Below are 17271 nucleotides of genomic sequence, written 5' to 3'. Positions count from 1 at the left end.
AAGCACAGCGGGGCAGAAGGCGGAAGACGTACGTCGGTCACGGCGGCGTCGGGCCTCAGACCGGGGGGCGGTGGCGGATGCGGGCTGCCAGCAGCGCCACGTCGTCCTCCGCGTGCCGGGCGTCGAGCCATACGAGGACCGTGTCGAGAGCCGCGTCGACACCGGTCCCGGGAGGCAGCCGCAGCCCGGCCAGCCGGGCGAGCGAGGCGTCGATGTCCTCGCCGCGCCGCTCCACCAGACCGTCGGTGAACATCACCAGGGTGTCGTCGGGAGCGAGCGCGCGCGAGACCGCCTCGTAGCCGCCCACGCCGGTGCCCAGCGGCGGCCCGACCGTCAGCTGCAGGAGTTCCCCGGTGCCGTCCCCGGCGAACACGACCGGCGGCAGATGCCCGGCGCTGGCCAGCACGGCCGTGCCGCGGGCCGGATCGACCTGGACGAGCAGAGCGGTCGCCGGGCGCCGGGCGCCGTCCTCGGACACGGCCGCGTCCAGGCGGCGCAGCACCCGGTGTGGCGGCAGATCCGTGGAGGCGACGTAGCGCAGCATCGAGCGGTACGCGTTCATGTCCACCGCGGCGTCCAGCCCGTGCCCCATGACGTCGCCCACCACCAGCAGGGTGCGTCCGAAGTGCAGCCGTACGGTCTCGAACCAGTCCCCGCCCACCAGGACGCTGCTGCCGCACGGCAGATAGCGGGTGGCGAGGTCGAGGTTGGGATGCGGGCGGCCCGGTTCGGACAGCAGCGCCCGCTGCAGGGACAGCACGGTGTCGCGTACGGCGTCGTGCTGCCGTGAGTGGCCGAGGTGGACGGCCGCGAGCCGTGCCGCGTAGTGCGTGACGGCGGTGCCCCGGTCGCTGAAGGCCTGCCCCTGTCGGACGGCCAGCAGCACTCCGTACAGGTGGCCGTGTGCCAGCAGCGGCACCGTCATGACCTCCCGGGGGACCGTGCCGGACAGGTCGAGCGACGCCGTGATCGGAAGCCCCTCGTCGAGCGCCTGGACGGAAAGCGGCCGGGCGCCGTGCGCGGTCCAAGGGGTGAGCAGCTCGGAACGGCCACCCGTGGCGACACGGGTCAGGTTCGGCTCGTGCGAGTGCTCTGCGGCCGGGACGTCGGTGGGCAGCAGATCCACCGCGGCGGCGTCGCAGACCTCCCGGCACACGAACTCCGCGAGCTCCTTGCAGGTGGTCCGCTCGTCCAGGGTGGTGCCGATCGCCTCGACGGCGTCCTCCATCGCGGCGAACGACGCCCCCGCCCCCGTAGCGTCCTCACCGCCTCGGCCCGTCATGCCACCTCCACCGTCGCACACACGTCTGAGGTCCATCCACGCACGCGCGTCGCGGGCGCGCATGCTCAGGTGCGCGGCGGAAAGTCGTTCACCAGCACGGCCGCCCCGTCGAAACGGCCGGTCTTGAGGTCCCGCAGGGCCTGCTGTGCCTCGGACAGCGGGTAGGCGTGCGTCGTGGCGCGTACGCCGTGGCGGGCCGCCAGTGCCAGGAAGTCCTGCCCGTCCCGGCGGGTGTTGGAGGTGACGCTGCGCAGCTCCTTCTCGTAGAACAGGTCGCTCTCGTAGTGCAGTGGCGGGGTGTCGCTCAGATGGATCCCGGCGACCGACAGGATCCCGCCCCGGTCGAGGGCCCGCAACGCGACCGGGACCAGATCGCCGACCGGCGCGAACAGGATCGCGCTGTCCAGTGGCTCGGGCGGCTCGTCGTACGCGCCCCGGGCGGACGCGGCCCCGAGTTCCAGCGCGAGCCGTCTAGCGGCCGGGTCGCGCGTCAGTACGTGCACGGTGGCGCCCTGCGCGAGGGCCAGCTGCGCGCACAGATGGGCGCTGCCCCCGAACCCGTACAGGCCGAGCCGTCCGCCGGGCGGCAGCGCGGCCCGCAGCAGCGCGCGGTAGCCGATGATGCCCGCGCACAGCAGCGGAGCCAGCGCGACGTCGTCCACCTCACCGGGCAGCCGGTAGGCGAAGGCCGCCGGGACGGTCGTGTACTCCGCGTAGCCGCCGTCGGCGTCCCAGCCCGTGTACTGCGAGGCCGCGCAGAGGTTCTCGGACCCGCGCGCGCAGTACCCGCACGTGCCGTCCGTACGGCGCAGCCAGGCCACGCCCACCCGGTCGCCGACCGCGTGGTCGAGCACGTCCTCGCCCGTCGCCGCGACCACACCGACGACCTCGTGGCCCGGCGTCACCCGGGGCCGCCGCACCGGCAGGTCTCCCTCGCTGACGTGCAGGTCGGTGCGGCACACCCCGCACACGCGCACATGCACGAGAAGCTCGTCGGCCCCCGGCACCGGGATCGGCCGCTCGACGAAACGCAGCGGTTCCCCCTCGATCGGCCCGGGCCGACCGACTTCCCACGCGTGCATCATCCCGTGTCCCCGTCCCGTCGACGACCACCCGAGGCCACTCTCCAGTGTCGTCCAGGGCACCCCGCTCGGCGCGCGGCCCGGACGGAGGCTGGCTAGCGTGAAACCTGAATGAATCATGACGAAACGGGAAGAGTGGAACGCCATGGCCGTACAGCCCGAGGGAACGCCCTGTTGGGCGGACGCGATGTTCAGCGATGTCGAGGGAGCGAAGAGTTTCTACGGTGAGGTGCTCGGCTGGACGTTCGGCGAGTCGTCCTCGGAGTACGGCAACTACACCCAGGCCTACGCGAACGGCAAGGCGGTGGCCGCCGTCGTCCCGCCGATGCCCGGCCAGGAGGGCCAGTCCGCCTGGTGTCTGTATCTCGCGTCGCCCGACGTCGACGCCACCGCCCGGAAGATCCGGACCGACGGCGGCGAGGTGCTGATGGAGCCGATGCAGGTGGGCGACTTCGGCACGATGGTGATCGCCCGGGACCCGAGCGGGGTCGTCTTCGGCGTCTGGCAGGCCGGCCGGCACGAGGGCTTCGAGGCCCGGGGTGTGCCCGGCGCGTACTGCTGGGCCGAGGTCTTCACCCGTGAGCCCGAGAAGTCGGACACCTTCTTCTCGGCCGTCTTCGGGTACCGCATGAAGCAGCTGGACGACGCCGCCGTCGACTTCAGGCTGTACGACCTGGGCGAGGATCCGGTCCTCGGCCGGATGCGGATGACGGACGACTTCCCGCCCGAGGTCCCGCCGTACTTCAACGTGTACTTCACCGTCGAGGACTGCGACGCCGCGGTCGCGAAGGCCACCGAACGGGGCGCGATTCTCCGCTTCGGGCCGATGAGCAGCCCGTTCGGCCGGTTCGCCGCGCTCAGCGACCCGCAGGGCGCGGCGTTCTCCGTGATCGACGTCAAGACGACAGAGGGCGCGATGCCCAAGGCGACCGACGTGTCCTGAACGGACCGCGGAACCCCCGCGGACCGGCCCTGAACGGACCGCGGAACCCCCGCGGACCGGCCGCCCCGGAGAATGGCGGAATTCCTCCGGGGCGGGCCGGGGCCTCTTGTCTCCGGGGCAACCATGCGCATGCGGTGCTCGTCCCCTCTTGTGGTTGCGGCACGTTCGAGCGGCCGAACCCCCCACAAGGATTGCGAGCGAAAGAGACCCCATGCTCCGCATTCACTTCACTTCGGACGATCTGCAGAACATTCGAGTGGCCCGGCAGCCTGATCCCCTGTGGGAACTGATGTGCAGTGTCTGCCGTCTGGAAACCGGCCAGGGACCGCTGGAATTCGGACATTGGCGCCGCTCGGCGCGGCAACGATTCTCCGGCGACTCGAACCTGGGCCGCGCACTGCGCCCGCTGCGCGCCCTGATTCCCGCCACCGGCTACATTCCGGACTTCCTCACCCCGCCGGTCACCGGCGGCGGTCTTTCCGCCGGACTCGACCAAGTGCTGCGCACACCGCGTGTGCAACTGGTCCGCGAACTGACGCGGCTGGCCGAGTCGCGCCCGGTCCCGAACTGGACCGTCTCGCTGGGCAGACCGGGCAGCGACGCGCTCAAGGTGCTGGCGAACTCCCTGGGGATCTACTTCCGCGGTCTGCTGGAACCGCACTGGCCGCACATCCGCACGGCGGTGGGAAACGATGTCGGGGTGCGCGCCCGAGCCCTCCTCGACGGCGGTACCCAGGCACTGCTGGAGAGCCTGCGCCCCGTCGCGCGCTGGAGTGCCCCGGTGCTGGAAGTGGACTATCCCGTCCAGCGCGACCTGTATCTGGAGGGCCGAGGACTTCTCCTGGTGCCCTCCTACTTCTGCTGGCGCAGACCGACCGCGCTGGCGGACCCCGGTCTGGATCCCGTGCTCGTCTACCCGGTGGCGAAGACTCCGCTCGCCGTCGCGGACGGTACGGACGACGGGGTCGAGCGCCTGCTCGGCCGCACCAGGGCCGCCGTGCTGACCGAGGTCGCCGGACAGAGTGCCCGCACCACCTCCGAGGTGGCCGAGGCCGTGGGGATCGCGCTGCCCAGCGCCAGCTACCAGATCGGCGTGCTGCGCGACGGGGGACTGGTCGCCAGCCACCGTGACGGCAAATACGTCCTGCACACGGCGACGGTGCTGGGTCTGCGGCTGCTCGGCACCAGCCCCCGGGTCCGGGAGAGCCTGCTGCGGCCCATGCGGGGAGCCGCCGCCGGACCGTGACATGATCGGGGACATGCTTGAACGTGTGGTGGCCGCCTGTGACGGGGCTTCGAAGGGAAACCCGGGACCGGCCGGATGGGCGTGGGTCGTGGCCGACGGCGCGGAGACGCCGACCCGCTGGGAGGCGGGAGCGCTGGGCACGGCGACGAACAACGTCGCCGAACTCACCGCGCTGGAGCGCCTGTTGACGGCGATCGCGCCGGACGTCCCGCTGGAGATCCGGATGGACTCCCAGTACGCGATGAAGGCCGTCACGACCTGGCTGCCCGGCTGGAAGCGCAAGGGCTGGAAGACGGCCTCCGGAAAGCCGGTCGCCAACCAGGAACTGGTCGCCCGCATCGACGAACTCCTCGACGGCCGCACCGTGGAGTTCCGCTACGTCCCCGCCCACCAGGTCGACGGCGACCGGCTGAACGACTTCGCCGACCGCGCCGCGAGCCAGGCCGCCATCGTCCAGCAGCCCGCCGGCAGCGACCTCGGCTCCCCGGAGCCCCCGCCGTCCCCCGACACCCCGGCCCCCTCCGGCGCCGGCCGCCGTCGCACCACGGCCACGGCCTCCGCCAAGACACCCAGGCAGGGCACGTCGGCCCGCACGATCAAGGCCAAGTTCCCGGGCCGCTGCGTCTGCGGCCGCTCCTACGCGGCGGGCGAGTCCATCGCCAAGAACGGCCAGGGCTGGGGGCACCCCGAGTGCCGTACGGCCGAGCCGAGCAACGCCTAGTACTTTCCCTGCTTCGGTCTCCTTCGGGGGCTGTCCGCCGAACACTCGGCGGACAGCCCCCGAAGTGCGTGGGGCCTTGGCAGGGGGTTGTGTGGAGGCGTTCGAGGCGCCGGAGGCGGGGGACCCGCGACACGCGGGGCGATGCCGGATCGTGGCGCGGCTCGGTGCGGGCGGGATGGGGCGCGTCTACCTGGGCGCTCGCCGGGAGGGCGGGCGGTCGCGGTCAAGGTGGTGTGCCCGGAACTGGCGGACGACGGTGACTTCCGGCGCCGGGCCGCCCGGGAGGTCGCCGCGGCCCGACGGGTGAACCGCGTGTTCACCGCCGGTGTGGTCGACGCCGACCCGGACGGTTCGCCCGAGCGGGGCCGTGTACTCCTCGCCCGCCGTGGCCGACGCGGACGGTGGGGACTCTCCGCTGGGCGGCGCCCCGGCCTCCTGGGTACTGTGCCACGGGCGGGAGGGGAGGACCGGCTCGACGGGACACTGTTCACCGACCTCGTCGCCGGTCCGCCGTTGCGGCTCGCGCCGGAGTTCGCGCGGCGGGCGGAGGAACGGATGCGCGGGCAACTCCCGGCGGCGGGCGACGGACGGCTGCGGACCGGGCTTTTGGCAGGAGTTCGGCGGCAGGCTGGACAGCTGGTCCGCCGTAAGGGAGTTGATCCACTGGCGCCGCATGCTCGCCGCCGCCGGGCTGCCCGGCTCACGCGCGCTGGAAGCCCTGCAGGAGGCCTTGTACCAGGTGGGCGCCTGGTGGCGCCTGGAGGGCGCCGTCGTCCTCACCGAGCGCCCCGTTGTCCTGCCGCGTCAGGGCGAGACGGCCACGACCGCGACGTACGTACGGATCGGGTACGCGGACGGCTGGCTGGTGGAGGACGCGTGGACGAGAGGTGTGAGGCCCGGTCGCCCCTCCCGGTGAGGAGAGGCGACCGGGAACGGGTCTGTGAACGCGCGGTCAGACGGTGTCGAAGGTGTAGAACGCGGTGTGATCCAGCAGGTCCGCCGGTTTCACGTCGTTCCACGGCTTCATGGTCTCGTCGAGGTCCACGACGTCGGGAGTGCCGGAGAGCGGCAGATAGCCGGAGGCGGGGTGGCGGCGCTGCCAGTCGGCCCAGAGCTTGTCTATGTAGGCGTGGTGCAGCCAGAACACGGGGTCGTTGGGGGAGACACCGGTGGCCATCTGGCCGCCGACCCAGACGTGCACCCGGTTGTGGAGGTTGACGCCGCGCCAGCCCTCGAGGTGATTGCGGAAACCGTCCGAGGAACTGTTCCAGGGCACCATGTCGTACGTCGCCATGGCGAGCACGGAGTCCACCTCCGCGCGGGTCGGCAGCTCACGGACGCCGCTGCCGAGCGAACGCCGCAGATACGTACGGCCGTCGACGCGCACGCTGATCGGCCAGTTGCCCGCGGAGGCCGCGAAGGGGCCGTCCATCACCCGGCCGTCCAGGCTGCGCCCGGTGCCGCCGAGGAAGTCGGGGGCCCACAGGGTGGAACGGGGCGAACGGTCGGTGCTCCAGTCCCAGTACGGGAGGGCGACGGAGGCGTCCACGGACTGCAGCGCCCGCTCGAACTCCAGCAGGAATCTGCGGTGCCAGGGCAGGAAGGAGGGCGAACGATGGCCCGTCCGTTCGCCGTTGTCCGTGTCACCGAGGATGAACGCGTTGTGCGTGGTGACGAAGGCGTCGTACCGGCCACTGCGCTTCAGCTGGAGGAGCGCGTCGACGAAACGCCGCTTCTCGTCGGCGGTCAGGTTCGCCTGGTTCTTGCGTACGGTCATGTGCGGGACTCCACGGTGCGCTGACGGGGCTGGGTCACTGCTGAGGTATGGGCATGGGCATGGGCATGGGCATGCCGAGGGGGACGAGAGGTGCCCCCTGGAGTTCCACGACCGCGGCGCGGGCGACGGCGCGCGGGGTGGGCACCGGGTCGTAGTGGCTGACGACGCTGATCCAGCTGCCGTCGGCGTTCTGCATCACATGCAGCTCGACCCCGTCGATGAACACCGCGTACCCGGCGCCGTGTTCATGGTGGTGGCCGCCGCCGCCGGCGGCACGGCCCGTGATGCGACGGCCCCGGTACACCTCGTCGAAGGCCTCGGGCCCGCCGTGGTGTCCGATGTCCGAGGCCCTGGCCACGGTGACGGTCTGGGTGCCGGCCGCGGCGGCGAGGGCGGCCGCGGCCCCGAGGGCACGGCGGCGGGTGAGTTCCGGCATGCGGAGACCTCCTGCGATCAAGCTCGGTCGATGACCCGATATGCCTATCGGTTCGTCGGAGAGCGGGAGAAATCGCCGGATGTCGGTTGGCCACGATCAGGACAATTAAGTAAATGTCGTGCAAGGTTGAACGAAGATGATCTTGTTGTGAGGGTGCCCGCGAGCGACCGGAAGGCGGAATTCCTCCGGCCGGTGGACGCTCCGGCGATGATCTTCCCGGGCCGGCCGGCGGTGGGTGGCGCGGCTCACGCCCGCAAGCTGGCGCGAACCGCGGGGGTCGCACCCGCTTGTCACTCTACGTGATCAATTGACCGCTTTACGTGAGGAATGGGAGTGCGCGTGAAGATCGCGTGCGTCGGTGGCGGACCCGCGAGCCTGTACTTCTCGATCCTGATGAAGTGCCAGGACCTGATGAAGCGCCAGGACCCGTCCCGCGACATCACCGTCTACAGGGAGGTCGCTCCGGCCGGAACCGCGCACGCGGTCAGCGCAAGCATGACGACCGGAGCGTGCCGTACGCCGCGCGGATCGCGAGGGTCGGGCACCTCGGCCAGACGCTCCAGCAGGCCCGGGATCTCCCCGGGTGCGGCCCCGGGATGCTCGCGGAGTCGGTCAAAGGCAAGCGGGATCGGCGATGACGTGTCGGCAGCCACGGTTCATTCGCCCGCGGTGTCCTCGGCCTCCCAGCGAAGCAGGTCGCCCGGCTGGCACTTGAGCACCTCGCAGAGCGCGGCGAGCGTCGCGAAGCGCACCGCCTTGGCGCGGCCGTTCTTGAGTACCGCCAGGTTGGCGGGCGTGATCCCTACGCGGTCTGCGAGCTCGCCCACGGACATCTTCCGCCTGGCCAGCATCACGTCGATGTCGACGGCGATCGGCATCAGATCACCTCGTCCAACTCGGCCTGCATCTGCGCCGCTTCGACGTCGCGCGCGACGGCCTGGGCGAGCAGCATCCGCAGCACGAGCACGATGAGCGCGACCCCCAGGATGGCCACGCCGACCCCGCCCATGATGAGGGTGACGCCCGGGTCGTCCCGCTGGCCGGGCGCATTGATGCCCGTGACCGCGAACCACACGAGAGCAGCCGCAACGATCGCGCCGATGATGACGTCCACGTACCGGAAGGCGGCGTGGGAGAACACGGTTCCGCGTCGCACCATCGTCACCAGTCGCCATACACAGACCAGGGCGACCTGGGCCGCCCCGATGCCCAGGATCGTGATCACGCGCAGCGGGGTCAGCGGGAGCGAGCCGTCCTCCGGGTCGCTCCCGCTGACCAACGCCCACACCATCAATGCCTGTACGAACACGGTGCCGGTGAGCACCACCACGAGCACGGCGCGCAGCGCGCGCACTGTCAGCTTTCCCATGACCCATCCTTCCATCGAGCTACGATGGGAATCTATCGAATCTCGATAGGTGTAGCAAGGGTTGGGTCGGAGGGCGGGCGGCGATTTCGCACCATGGTGGGATACCGCCGCCCCTCCCGCGGCATGGCGCGATGCGAAGGGTTTCGATCTTGCCGAAGTCGACCTCGCTCAGCCATGAATCGGACGCCATCCGACTACGCCGAAGCCGTGCCCCTGAAGTAGGGAGCCCATTGGGTGAATGGCGATTCACCAGCTATGGTGAATTGCTATTCACCCCCCTCTTCGCGCCGACTTCTGGAGAGTTCATGGTGGCACTGCGTGACCGACTGACGGTCCCGGTCCTCGCGCTCGGCGGGAGTCTCATGGCCGTCATGCAGGTGGTGGTCGTGCCGCTGCTGCCCGACCTGCCGCGGCTGACGGGTGCGTCGGCGGGTGCCGTGTCCTGGATGGTGACGGCGACGCTGCTGACCGGAGCGGTGCTCAACCCCGTGCTGGGCCGCGCCGGCGACATGTACGGCAAGAAGAAGGTGCTGCTGATCGCCCTGGGGATGATGACGGTCGGCTCGCTCATGTGCGCCCTCACGTCCGACATCCGCATACTCATCGCGGCCCGAGCCCTGCAGGGGGCCGCGGCCGCCGTCGTACCGTTGTCGATCAGTCTCCTGAGGGACGAACTGCCGCCCGAGCGCACGGGCTCCGCGGTGGCGCTGATGAGCTCCACCGTCGGGATCGGCGCCGCCCTCGGCCTCCCGATCGCCGCGATGGTGGTCCAGTACGCCAGCTGGCACGTCATGTTCTGGGGGACGACCGTGATCGGCGCCGTCGGGACGGCGCTGGCCTGGTGGGCGGTGCGCGAGTCGCCCGTCCGCGAGCCGGGCCGCTTCGACATGACCGGCGCGCTGGGCCTGGCCCTGGGGCTCTCCTGTCTGCTGCTGGGGGTGTCACAGGGCGGCCAGTGGGGCTGGACCAGCCCCCGGATCCTCGGCCTGTTCGTCGGGAGCGTCTGCGTCCTCGGCCTGTGGTGGGCTCAGCAACTGCGTGCCGCACGCCCCCTGGTCGACCTGAAACTGGCGACCAGCCCCCGCGTCGCCCTGCCTCACATCGCGGCGCTCCTGACGGGCTTCGCCTTCTACGCCAACTCCCTGGTGACGGCGCAGCTGGTACAGGCGCCCAAGGCGACCGGCTACGGCCTCGAACTGTCCATCGTGGCGACGGGCCTGGTCATGCTGCCCGGCGGGGTGATCATGCTGCTGCTCTCGCCGGTCTCGGCGCGTATCTCGGCGGCCCGCGGTGCCCGGGTGACGCTGGCCCTCGGCACCCTGGTCATCGCCGCCGGCTACGGCATACGCATCATCAACAGCCACAGCCTGCTGGTGATCCTGCTGGGCTCCGCGGTCTGCGCGATGGGCACGGCGTTCTCCTACTCGGCGCTGCCCACCCTCATCCTGCGCGCCGTGCCCGCCGGGCAGACCGCGTCCGCGAACGGTGTCAACGTGCTGATGCGCACCGTCGGCCAGGCCGTGAGCAGCGCCGCCGTCGCCGCCATCCTGGTCCACCACACCAGCTTCGTCGGCGGCGCCCCGATCCCCACGCTGCACGGCTATCTGCTGGCCTTCGCCATGGCGGGTACGGTCGCACTGGTGGCCTGTGCCGCCGCCCTCGTCATACCCGGCGACCCCACCCTCCGTGACACCCGACGGGCCTCCGGCAGTTCGGACGCGCCTCGGGACGAGGCATTCGAAGGAGCCTGAGCACCGTGTCCACTCCGCCCCCCGGCCTCAGCGCGACCCCGATCGCCCCACCGCGCCGCGACGCCGAGGCCACGAAGGCGGCCATCCTCCGCGCGGCCCGCCATCTGATGGCCCGGCACGCCCACGCGGACATCACGCTCAAGGCGATCGCCGACCGGGCGGGGGTGAGCGCTCCGCTGATCCTCAAGTACTTCGGGAACAAGGACGCGCTCTTCGGGCGCGTGATGTCCTTCGAGACGGACGCCGCCGCCCTCCTGGACGCACCCCTGGACCGCCTCGGGCCCCACATGGTCCGCCAGGTGCTCGTCGGCCAGACCGAGCGAGGAGCCGACCCCGTGCTGCGGATCATCTTCGCCCCGCGCCAGGGCGACCAGGGCGACATCATGCGCGCCAACTTCCGCACCCAGGTCAGCGACCGCCTCGCCCTGCGGCTGAGCGGCCCCGACGCGGACCTGCGCGCCGAACTCGCCGTCGGCACACTGCTCGGCCTCGGCGCGATGTACGGCATCGCACGCGGCACCCGGCTGCGCGCGACCGCGATCGAGGACATCGTCGACCGGTACGGCCCCACGGTCCAGGCCCTCCTGACGCCGTGAGGCGAAGGGCGCTGCCGGACACGAACGCCCGCCTCCGTCTCAGTTCACGCCGTTCGGACGGAACTGGACGCTGATCCGAGGCCCCGCCGCCCGCGCCGTCTTGGGAATGGCGTGCTCCCAGGTGCGCTGGCAGGAGCCTCCCATCACGATCAGGTCGCCGTGTCCGAGCGGGCGCCGTACGGTCTCCCCGCCGCGGCGCGGGCGCAGCAACAGGTCGCGCGGAGCGCCCACGGAGAGGATCGCGACCATGGTGTCCTCCCGAGCGCCCCGCCCGATCCGGTCCCCGTGCCAGGCCACGCTGTCGCGGCCGTCCCGGTAGTAGCACAGGCCCGCGGTGGTGAACGGTTCGCCCAGCTCACGGGCGTAGTGCTCGGACAGCGCCTGTCGCGCCTCGTCGAGGATCGGGTGCGGCAGCGCGTCGCCCGCCCGGTAGTACGCGAGCAGCCTCGGTACGTCCACCACGTGCTCGTACATCTGCCGCCGCTCCGCCCGCCACGGCACCTCGTCGACGAGCCGTGCGAACAGGGCGTCGGCGCCGCTGAGCCATCCGGGCAACAGGTCGATCCAGGCCCCGTCGCCCAGGGCCGTCCGGCGCAGCGCGTTCAACTGACTGAGGTGGAGCTCGTCGGTCTGGTCGAACAGCGAGCCCTGGAGGTGCGTGGACATGCCCCCAGCGTACTCCGTATTCGAATATACGTTCCATTGTGATGCTCAGGGCCTGACACCGGCCTCCGCGAGGATGTCGGCCTCCGTGAGGACCGCGTGGATGACGTGCTCGGCGTTGGCGGCGATCACCGGATTGGTGACGCGGTAGTACGGGAGCTGGATGAGCGCCATGGACAGGGCCCAGCCGCGCCCCCGTGCCCAGGTGGCGTCGTCGGCGCCCGCCGCCTGCCGGAAGGTGTCCCGCGCCTTGGCGGGGAGCAGGTTCCAGGCCGGGATGAGGTCGCAGGCCGGGTCGCCGACGCCGACGGTGCCGAAGTCCAGTACGGCGTCGAGCCGGCCCCCGCGGGCGAGCAGATTGCCGGGCATCAGGTCGGAGTGGACCCACATGGGCGGACCGGTCCACGCGGGCGCGGCGAGCGCCGCCTCCCAGGCGGCCGTGGCGGCAGATGTGTCGATCGTGCCGCGCAGCTCGTCGAGCGCGGCGCGTGTCGTGGCATCGACGGTGGACAGGGGCACACCCCGGTAGGCGGTCGGCCCGTCGGGCAGCCGGACCCGGCGCAGCGCGGCCACGAAGGCGCCGAGGTCGGCGGCCAGGGCCAGCGGATCGGTGAGACGGCCGGCACGCGGGGGTTCGCCGTCGAGCCAGCGCTGCACCATCCAGGGCCACGGGTAGTCCTCGCCGGGGGTGCCGGTGGCGAGGATCTCGGGGACGGCGGCCGGGAGCAGTGGGGCGAGCCGCGGCACCCAGTGCGCTTCCTTGCCCACGTCCTCGGCGCCCCCTGCGATCCGGGGGAGGCGTACGGCCAGGTCGTCGCCGAGCCGGTACAGGGCGTTGACGGTACCCGCCGAGGGGAAGCGCTTCAGGGGCAGCTCGGCCCACCGTGGGAACTGCGCGGCCAGCAGTCGTCGCACGAGCGAGGCGTCGATCGGGAACTCGCCGGGACGCATCGGGCCTTCGGGGATCGTTTGCGCTTCTGGTTCTCTGTCTGACACGGGGCCCAACTATGCCTGCGACGAGGGCGGTTCGCGCTTCTTTTTCGCGGCAGGCAACCTGGCGCACGCCGTCGCCGTCTTGATCGGCAACGGGTGGGCGACGTGACAACCGCGACGGAGCACGGATTCCCGAGTGGAAATCCAGCACACTATACGCTCCGTGTATACAAGGCGTGTATACGTGAGGTGCATAGTCGAGTCGCCGGATGCCGCCTACCCGTGAAAGTCGGCCGATCGAAAGGGATCCATGTACGGCAAGGCCTTCGCCCCGGAATACCAGGGCGCTTTGACCACCCTGTCCGTGAACTCCTCGCTGACCGATGTCCTGGCGGCGGGTACCGAGCAGCTGCGCGCCGCCGAGCGCGTGGGTGCCCGTGCCGAGGCGGCCCGTTCGGGCCTGGCGGTCGCCGAGGCGCACCGCAGGCTCGGACAGGTGGCCGACGCCGACCGGGCGTGGAAGGCGAGTTACCGCACCGCCCGCGAGGCCGGGGACACCGGCGCGATGGCATGGGCGCTGTGGAGCGGCGGCACCCTGGCCCGCCAGCGCGGGGCGTTCCCGCTGGCCTGGCGGCTGCTGCGACTGGCCGCCGAACTCGGCAAGCAGGCCGGGGACGTCGTCGTACGCGGCTACTCCCTGGCGGGCATGGCGGAGACCGGCCGTATCCAGGGCGACTACGCCGCCGTGACCGCCCTGCACGAACAGCTGCTGGCCGAGGCCCGCAGCCGCGGCGAGGCCCGCCACACCGTGTGGGCCCTGGAGGGCATCGCGCAGATACACCGCAACACCGGCGCCTACGACACCGCGTACGCCATGTTTGAGGAAGCGGCCGAGATCTCCGCGCGCGCCGAGGACCGGCGCGGCCACGCCTGGGCTTTGCGCGGCCTCGCGGACATCGTCTCCGTACGCGACCGGGACCCGGACCGCGCGCTGGCACTGTTGAGCGAGGCCGAGGTGTCCTGCCGGGCGATGAACCTGTCCGGGGCGCTCGCTTACAACCACAAGATGCGCGGCAACGTCCTCTACCGGGCCGGGCGTTATGAGCGGGCCCGGGACCTCTACGCGCAGGCACTGGCGGAGTTCGAGGCGATGAGCGAGCCGCGCGGACGGGCGCTGTCCCGGCTCGGGCTGGTCAAGTCCCTGGCCAGGCTCGGCCGCGATCACGCCGAGACCGCCGCCGAACTCACCGAACTGGCCAAGGTGTTGGAGGGCATCGGGCTGCGCCACGCCCGGGCGATGGTCGAACGGGCGCGGACGGAACTCGGCCTCGCCCCGGCGGAGGGCGCGGACACGGAGGCCGCCCGATGACCTCTCCCCGTACGGTCCTGACGGCACCGCCCGCCGCCCCGGAGATCCTGGCGCGCTGCCGCGAACTGGTCGCCCCGGCCCTCGCGGAGGCGATCGACGGGCTGCACCCCTGGGTGGCGGAGATGGCCGGCTACGCGCTGGGCCGCTGCGAGGTCGGCGGCGCCCCCGCGACCCATCGCCAGGGCAAGGGCGTACGGCAGGCACTCGCCGTGCTCGGGGCCGAGGCGGCCGGAGGCTCCGCCGAGGCGGGCGTGCCGGGCGCGGTGGCGGTGGAACTGCTGCACACCTTCTCGCTCCTGCACGACGACATCATGGACGGCGACGTGATGCGCCGCGGCCGCCCAGCGGTGTGGAAGGCATACGGCACCGGCCCAGCTGTCCTCGCCGGCGACGCGCTCTTCGCCCTGGCCGTCGAGACCCTCACCGCGGCGCCCGCGAACTCCCAGGCCGCGGCGGCCGTACGGTGGTTGACGAGGGCCTCGCGCGACCTGGTCCGTGGTCAGGCCGACGACCTCCTGTTCGCCCACCGCCCGTGGACCGGCCCCGACGCGGTGAGTGCGGGGGAGTACGAGGCGATGGCGGAGCACAAGACGGGTGCCCTGCTCGGCTGCGCGCTGGCCCTCGGCGCCGGGCTGGCGGGCGCGCCGCGGGAGACCGCCGCCGCCCTGGACCGCGCCGGACGCCATCTCGGGGTGGCCTTCCAGATCGCCGACGATCTGCTCGGCATCTGGGGCGATCCGGCCGTCACGGGGAAGCCGGTGCACGGTGATCTGCGGCACGGGAAGAAGACCCTCCCCGTTCTCGCCGCCCTGGCCGCGCCGGGCCGCTCCGCGCTCGCCGAACTCCTCAACTCCGCCGCCGTCCTCGACGACGGCGCCGTACGCCGGGCTGCGACCCTGATCGAGCGGGCCGGCGGTCGTTCGGCGGCCCTCGGCGCGGCGCGCCGCCATCTCACCGCGGCGGACACCCTGCTGACGGAAGCCTCCCTGGCCCCACGTCCCGCCACGGACCTGCGGACGCTCCTCTCCTCCCTCGCCCACCGCACGATCTGACACCTGCCCGCCTCCGGCTCCCCCCACTGTGGGCCGGAGGCGCTGCGACGTCGATCACATGTGCGGGTTGGTGGACCTCGTCGGGCAACCACCGCCCCCCTCGTCGCATCTGTCGGGAGGGCCCGACAGCCCCCACGGCGTTCAACGGCGCCGTGCCTCAGGGCGGTTGGCGACGCCGACCGCCCCCGTTCGAAGGAACTCAGTGCGTAGACCCCACATACGCCGCGTGGCGATCGCCGTCGCGGTGACGACGGCGGCCACGCTTCCGATGGGCCCCGCCTTCGCGGCGCCCGACTCGCCCGCCCGCACCGCGACTTCGGCCTCCTCGCCGGTGGAGGCCGCCCGGGCCGCCGCGTTCGCCCACGCCCCGGCCACCGGTGTCGGCCCGGGTGACACCCTGCGGGCCACGGACGTCATGACGGACCCGGACGGCAAGCAGCACGTCCGCTTCGTCCGCAGCCACCAAGGGCTCCCGGTGCTCGGCGGCGACCTCGTCGTCCACCTCGGCAAGCAGTCCGCCTACCTGGGCGTGACCCGGGCCGCCGACCACGCCGTCAAGCCGGCCACGACCGAGGCGAAGCTGACGCCCCAGCAGGCCGAGCAGAAGGCCGCCGCGGTCGCCCAGGGCGACGCGGGCAGCGCCGCACTCGTCGTCGACGCCCGCGACGGCGCCGCCGCCCTCGCCTACCAGGTGCGCGTGACGGACAGCGACACCACCGAGGCCGGCGGCTCCCGCACGGTCGTCGTGGACGCGCAGAACGGCCGGATCCGCAGCAACACCCCCGACAGCGACGAGTTCATCTCGCCGCGCCTGGAGAAGACGCTGCGCGAGAAGGGCGAGACGGCGAGCCCGGTGACGGGCGTGGCCACCCAGCCGTCCGGCCTCCTCGGCGTGACGGCGGCCGCCCGCTACCCGGTCAAGGCCACCGGCAGCGGCACCTCCCTCTTCGCCGGCAAGGTGACGCTGACCACCACGCAGACCGCCCGCACCAGCTTCCTCCTCAAGGACCCCACCCGGTGGAACACCGAGACCCGGGACGCCAAGGGCGCGGAACTGGAAGCCTTCTCGCGCGGCACGAAGTTCACCAGCACCACCAACAAGTGGGGCACCGGCACCACCGCCAACCGGACCACCACCGCGGTCGACGCCCAGTACGGCATCACCCAGACGCTGGACTTCTACAAGAAGACCTTCGGCCGCAAGGGCATCAAGAACAACAGCACCGGCGCCCGCGCGATGGTCCACTTCGGCCGCAAGGTCGGCAACGCCTTCTGGGACTCGACGTGCGGCTGCATGCTCTACGGCGACGGTGACGGCGACATGTTCAAGAAGCCGCTGGTCGTCCTGGACGTCACCGGCCACGAGCTGACCCACGGCGTCGTCGACGCCACCGCCGCCCTCGAACCCACCCGGGTGGACGCGCACGGCAACCAGTACGGCGAGCCGGGCGCACTCAACGAGTCCCTCGCCGACATCTTCGGGTCCAACGTCGAGTTCTCCGCCAACAACCCGAAGAACCCGCCCAACTACCTCATGGGCGAGAAGCTGGGCCTCGCCCAGAAGTTCCTGCGCCGCCTCGACCACCCCTCCCTGGACAAGCTGGAGGGCACCATCGACTACTGGTCGCCCGCGACGTACGACACCGAGGTGCACGCCGGCTCCGGCGTCTCCTCGCACGCGTACTACCTGCTCGCCGAGGGCAGTGGCCGCAAGACGATCGGCGGTGTGAAGTACGACTCGCCGACGTACGACGGCTCGCTGGTGACCGGCATCGGACGCGCCAAGGCGACCGCGATCTTCTACCGCGCGCTGACCCGCTACATGGTCTCCACGACCGACTTCCACGACGCGCGGACCGCGACCCTCAAGGCCGCCGCCGACATGTACGGGGCGACCAGCACCGAGTACCGGACGGTGGACGCGGCGTGGGCCGCCGTCAATGTCACCACCGCCAACACCCCGGCCGCAGGGCGCTGACGGACGGGACAAGAACAACAAGAAGAACAAGAAGAAGGGGCCCCGCCCGGCGGCGGGGCCCCTTTCGGCCGTT

18 protein-coding genes and 1 pseudogene are annotated in these 17271 nt (G+C 71.8%); 10 read left to right on the top strand and 9 right to left on the bottom strand.

The genetic code is table 11. The features are described from left to right. Nucleotides 1–55 precede the first annotated feature (55 nt). Nucleotides 56–1282 (bottom strand): PP2C family protein-serine/threonine phosphatase, encoded by a 1227-nt coding sequence (locus ACFVWD_RS03010; RefSeq protein ID WP_389593597.1) that lies wholly within the window; start codon nt 1280–1282, stop codon nt 56–58. A 65-nt stretch (nt 1283–1347) separates the two neighbouring features. Then, entirely contained in the window at nt 1348–2364 is a 1017-nt protein-coding gene (locus ACFVWD_RS03005; protein ID WP_389593841.1) for a zinc-binding alcohol dehydrogenase family protein, read from the bottom strand. A 145-nt stretch (nt 2365–2509) separates the two neighbouring features. Between ACFVWD_RS03005 and ACFVWD_RS03000 the strand changes: the two genes are divergently transcribed. The 5 genes and pseudogenes from ACFVWD_RS03000 to ACFVWD_RS02980 all read left to right on the top strand — a co-directional run bounded on the left by ACFVWD_RS03000 (nt 2510) and on the right by ACFVWD_RS02980 (nt 6190). Then, nucleotides 2510–3307 carry a VOC family protein gene (locus ACFVWD_RS03000; RefSeq protein WP_389593840.1) on the top strand — a complete coding sequence of 266 codons (798 nt, stop codon included), beginning with the start codon at nt 2510–2512 and terminating at the stop codon, nt 3305–3307. A 211-nt stretch (nt 3308–3518) separates the two neighbouring features. Next, nucleotides 3519–4553, top strand: a complete 1035-nt coding sequence (locus tag ACFVWD_RS02995; RefSeq protein WP_389593596.1) for a helix-turn-helix domain-containing protein — start codon at nt 3519–3521, stop codon at nt 4551–4553. A 1-nt stretch (nt 4554) separates the two neighbouring features. Further along, on the top strand, nt 4555–5274 hold the full coding sequence (locus tag ACFVWD_RS02990; RefSeq protein WP_389593594.1) for a ribonuclease H: 720 nt from the start codon (nt 4555–4557) through the stop codon (nt 5272–5274). Nucleotides 5275–5449: 175 nt separating this feature from the next. Then, a pseudogene (locus tag ACFVWD_RS02985) lies at nt 5450–5631 on the top strand (serine/threonine protein kinase); the annotation flags it as partial. A gap of 298 nt (nt 5632–5929) precedes the next feature. Then, nucleotides 5930–6190 (top strand): hypothetical protein, encoded by a 261-nt coding sequence (locus tag ACFVWD_RS02980; protein WP_389593592.1) that lies wholly within the window; start codon nt 5930–5932, stop codon nt 6188–6190. A gap of 36 nt (nt 6191–6226) precedes the next feature. Here the strand turns inward: ACFVWD_RS02980 and ACFVWD_RS02975 are convergent, their stop codons facing one another. From ACFVWD_RS02975 to ACFVWD_RS02955, 5 genes are all read right to left on the bottom strand, one after another. Further along, complete coding sequence (locus ACFVWD_RS02975) at nt 6227–7051, bottom strand: tyrosinase family protein (protein WP_389593590.1); 825 nt, start codon at nt 7049–7051, stop codon at nt 6227–6229. Nucleotides 7052–7085: 34 nt separating this feature from the next. Continuing rightward, the gene (locus ACFVWD_RS02970) at nt 7086–7487 is read right to left on the bottom strand and encodes a tyrosinase cofactor (RefSeq protein ID WP_389593588.1); all 402 of its coding nucleotides are present in this window, start codon (nt 7485–7487) and stop codon (nt 7086–7088) included. A gap of 446 nt (nt 7488–7933) precedes the next feature. Further along, nucleotides 7934–8032: a transposase family protein gene (locus tag ACFVWD_RS02965; RefSeq protein ID WP_389593839.1), complete on the bottom strand. Its 99-nt coding sequence runs from the start codon at nt 8030–8032 to the stop codon at nt 7934–7936. A 111-nt stretch (nt 8033–8143) separates the two neighbouring features. Next, on the bottom strand, nt 8144–8365 hold the full coding sequence (locus tag ACFVWD_RS02960) for a helix-turn-helix transcriptional regulator (protein WP_054237256.1): 222 nt from the start codon (nt 8363–8365) through the stop codon (nt 8144–8146). Further along, the gene (locus ACFVWD_RS02955) at nt 8365–8856 is read right to left on the bottom strand and encodes a DUF2975 domain-containing protein (RefSeq protein ID WP_389593586.1); all 492 of its coding nucleotides are present in this window, start codon (nt 8854–8856) and stop codon (nt 8365–8367) included. The genes ACFVWD_RS02960 and ACFVWD_RS02955 overlap by 1 nt, the downstream gene beginning before the upstream one ends. A 305-nt stretch (nt 8857–9161) precedes the next feature. Between ACFVWD_RS02955 and ACFVWD_RS02950 the strand changes: the two genes are divergently transcribed. Further along, nucleotides 9162–10607 carry an MFS transporter gene (locus ACFVWD_RS02950; RefSeq protein ID WP_389593584.1) on the top strand — a complete coding sequence of 482 codons (1446 nt, stop codon included), beginning with the start codon at nt 9162–9164 and terminating at the stop codon, nt 10605–10607. Next, a complete protein-coding gene (locus ACFVWD_RS02945) occupies nt 10604–11203 on the top strand; it encodes a TetR family transcriptional regulator (protein WP_168505580.1) in 600 nt (199 codons plus the stop codon). Before ACFVWD_RS02950 ends, ACFVWD_RS02945 begins: the two co-directional genes overlap by 4 nt. A 39-nt stretch (nt 11204–11242) precedes the next feature. Here ACFVWD_RS02945 and ACFVWD_RS02940 read toward each other — a convergent pair whose 3' ends face one another. Then, nucleotides 11243–11869, bottom strand: coding sequence for an alpha-ketoglutarate-dependent dioxygenase AlkB (locus ACFVWD_RS02940; protein ID WP_389593582.1), 627 nt, complete (start codon nt 11867–11869; stop codon nt 11243–11245). Between the two features lie 45 nt (nt 11870–11914). Continuing rightward, complete coding sequence (locus ACFVWD_RS02935) at nt 11915–12817, bottom strand: aminoglycoside phosphotransferase family protein (protein ID WP_389593838.1); 903 nt, start codon at nt 12815–12817, stop codon at nt 11915–11917. A 292-nt stretch (nt 12818–13109) separates the two neighbouring features. Between ACFVWD_RS02935 and ACFVWD_RS02930 the strand changes: the two genes are divergently transcribed. The 3 genes from ACFVWD_RS02930 (at nt 13110) to ACFVWD_RS02920 (ending at nt 17198) form a co-directional block, all read left to right on the top strand. Beyond that, the gene (locus ACFVWD_RS02930) at nt 13110–14168 is read left to right on the top strand and encodes a tetratricopeptide repeat protein (RefSeq protein WP_389593580.1); all 1059 of its coding nucleotides are present in this window, start codon (nt 13110–13112) and stop codon (nt 14166–14168) included. Beyond that, the gene (locus ACFVWD_RS02925) at nt 14165–15220 is read left to right on the top strand and encodes a polyprenyl synthetase family protein (RefSeq protein WP_389593578.1); all 1056 of its coding nucleotides are present in this window, start codon (nt 14165–14167) and stop codon (nt 15218–15220) included. Before ACFVWD_RS02930 ends, ACFVWD_RS02925 begins: the two co-directional genes overlap by 4 nt. Before the next feature lie 202 nt (nt 15221–15422). Then, on the top strand, nt 15423–17198 hold the full coding sequence (locus ACFVWD_RS02920) for a M4 family metallopeptidase (protein WP_389593576.1): 1776 nt from the start codon (nt 15423–15425) through the stop codon (nt 17196–17198). Nucleotides 17199–17271 lie beyond the last annotated feature (73 nt).

Origin of the sequence: Streptomyces sp. NPDC058086, from assembly GCF_042885015.1 — a bacterium.
Lineage (GTDB): Bacteria > Actinomycetota > Actinomycetes > Streptomycetales > Streptomycetaceae > Streptomyces.
The sequence above is the reverse complement of the archived record's forward strand: the minus strand, read 5'-3'. Positions and strand labels throughout refer to the sequence as shown.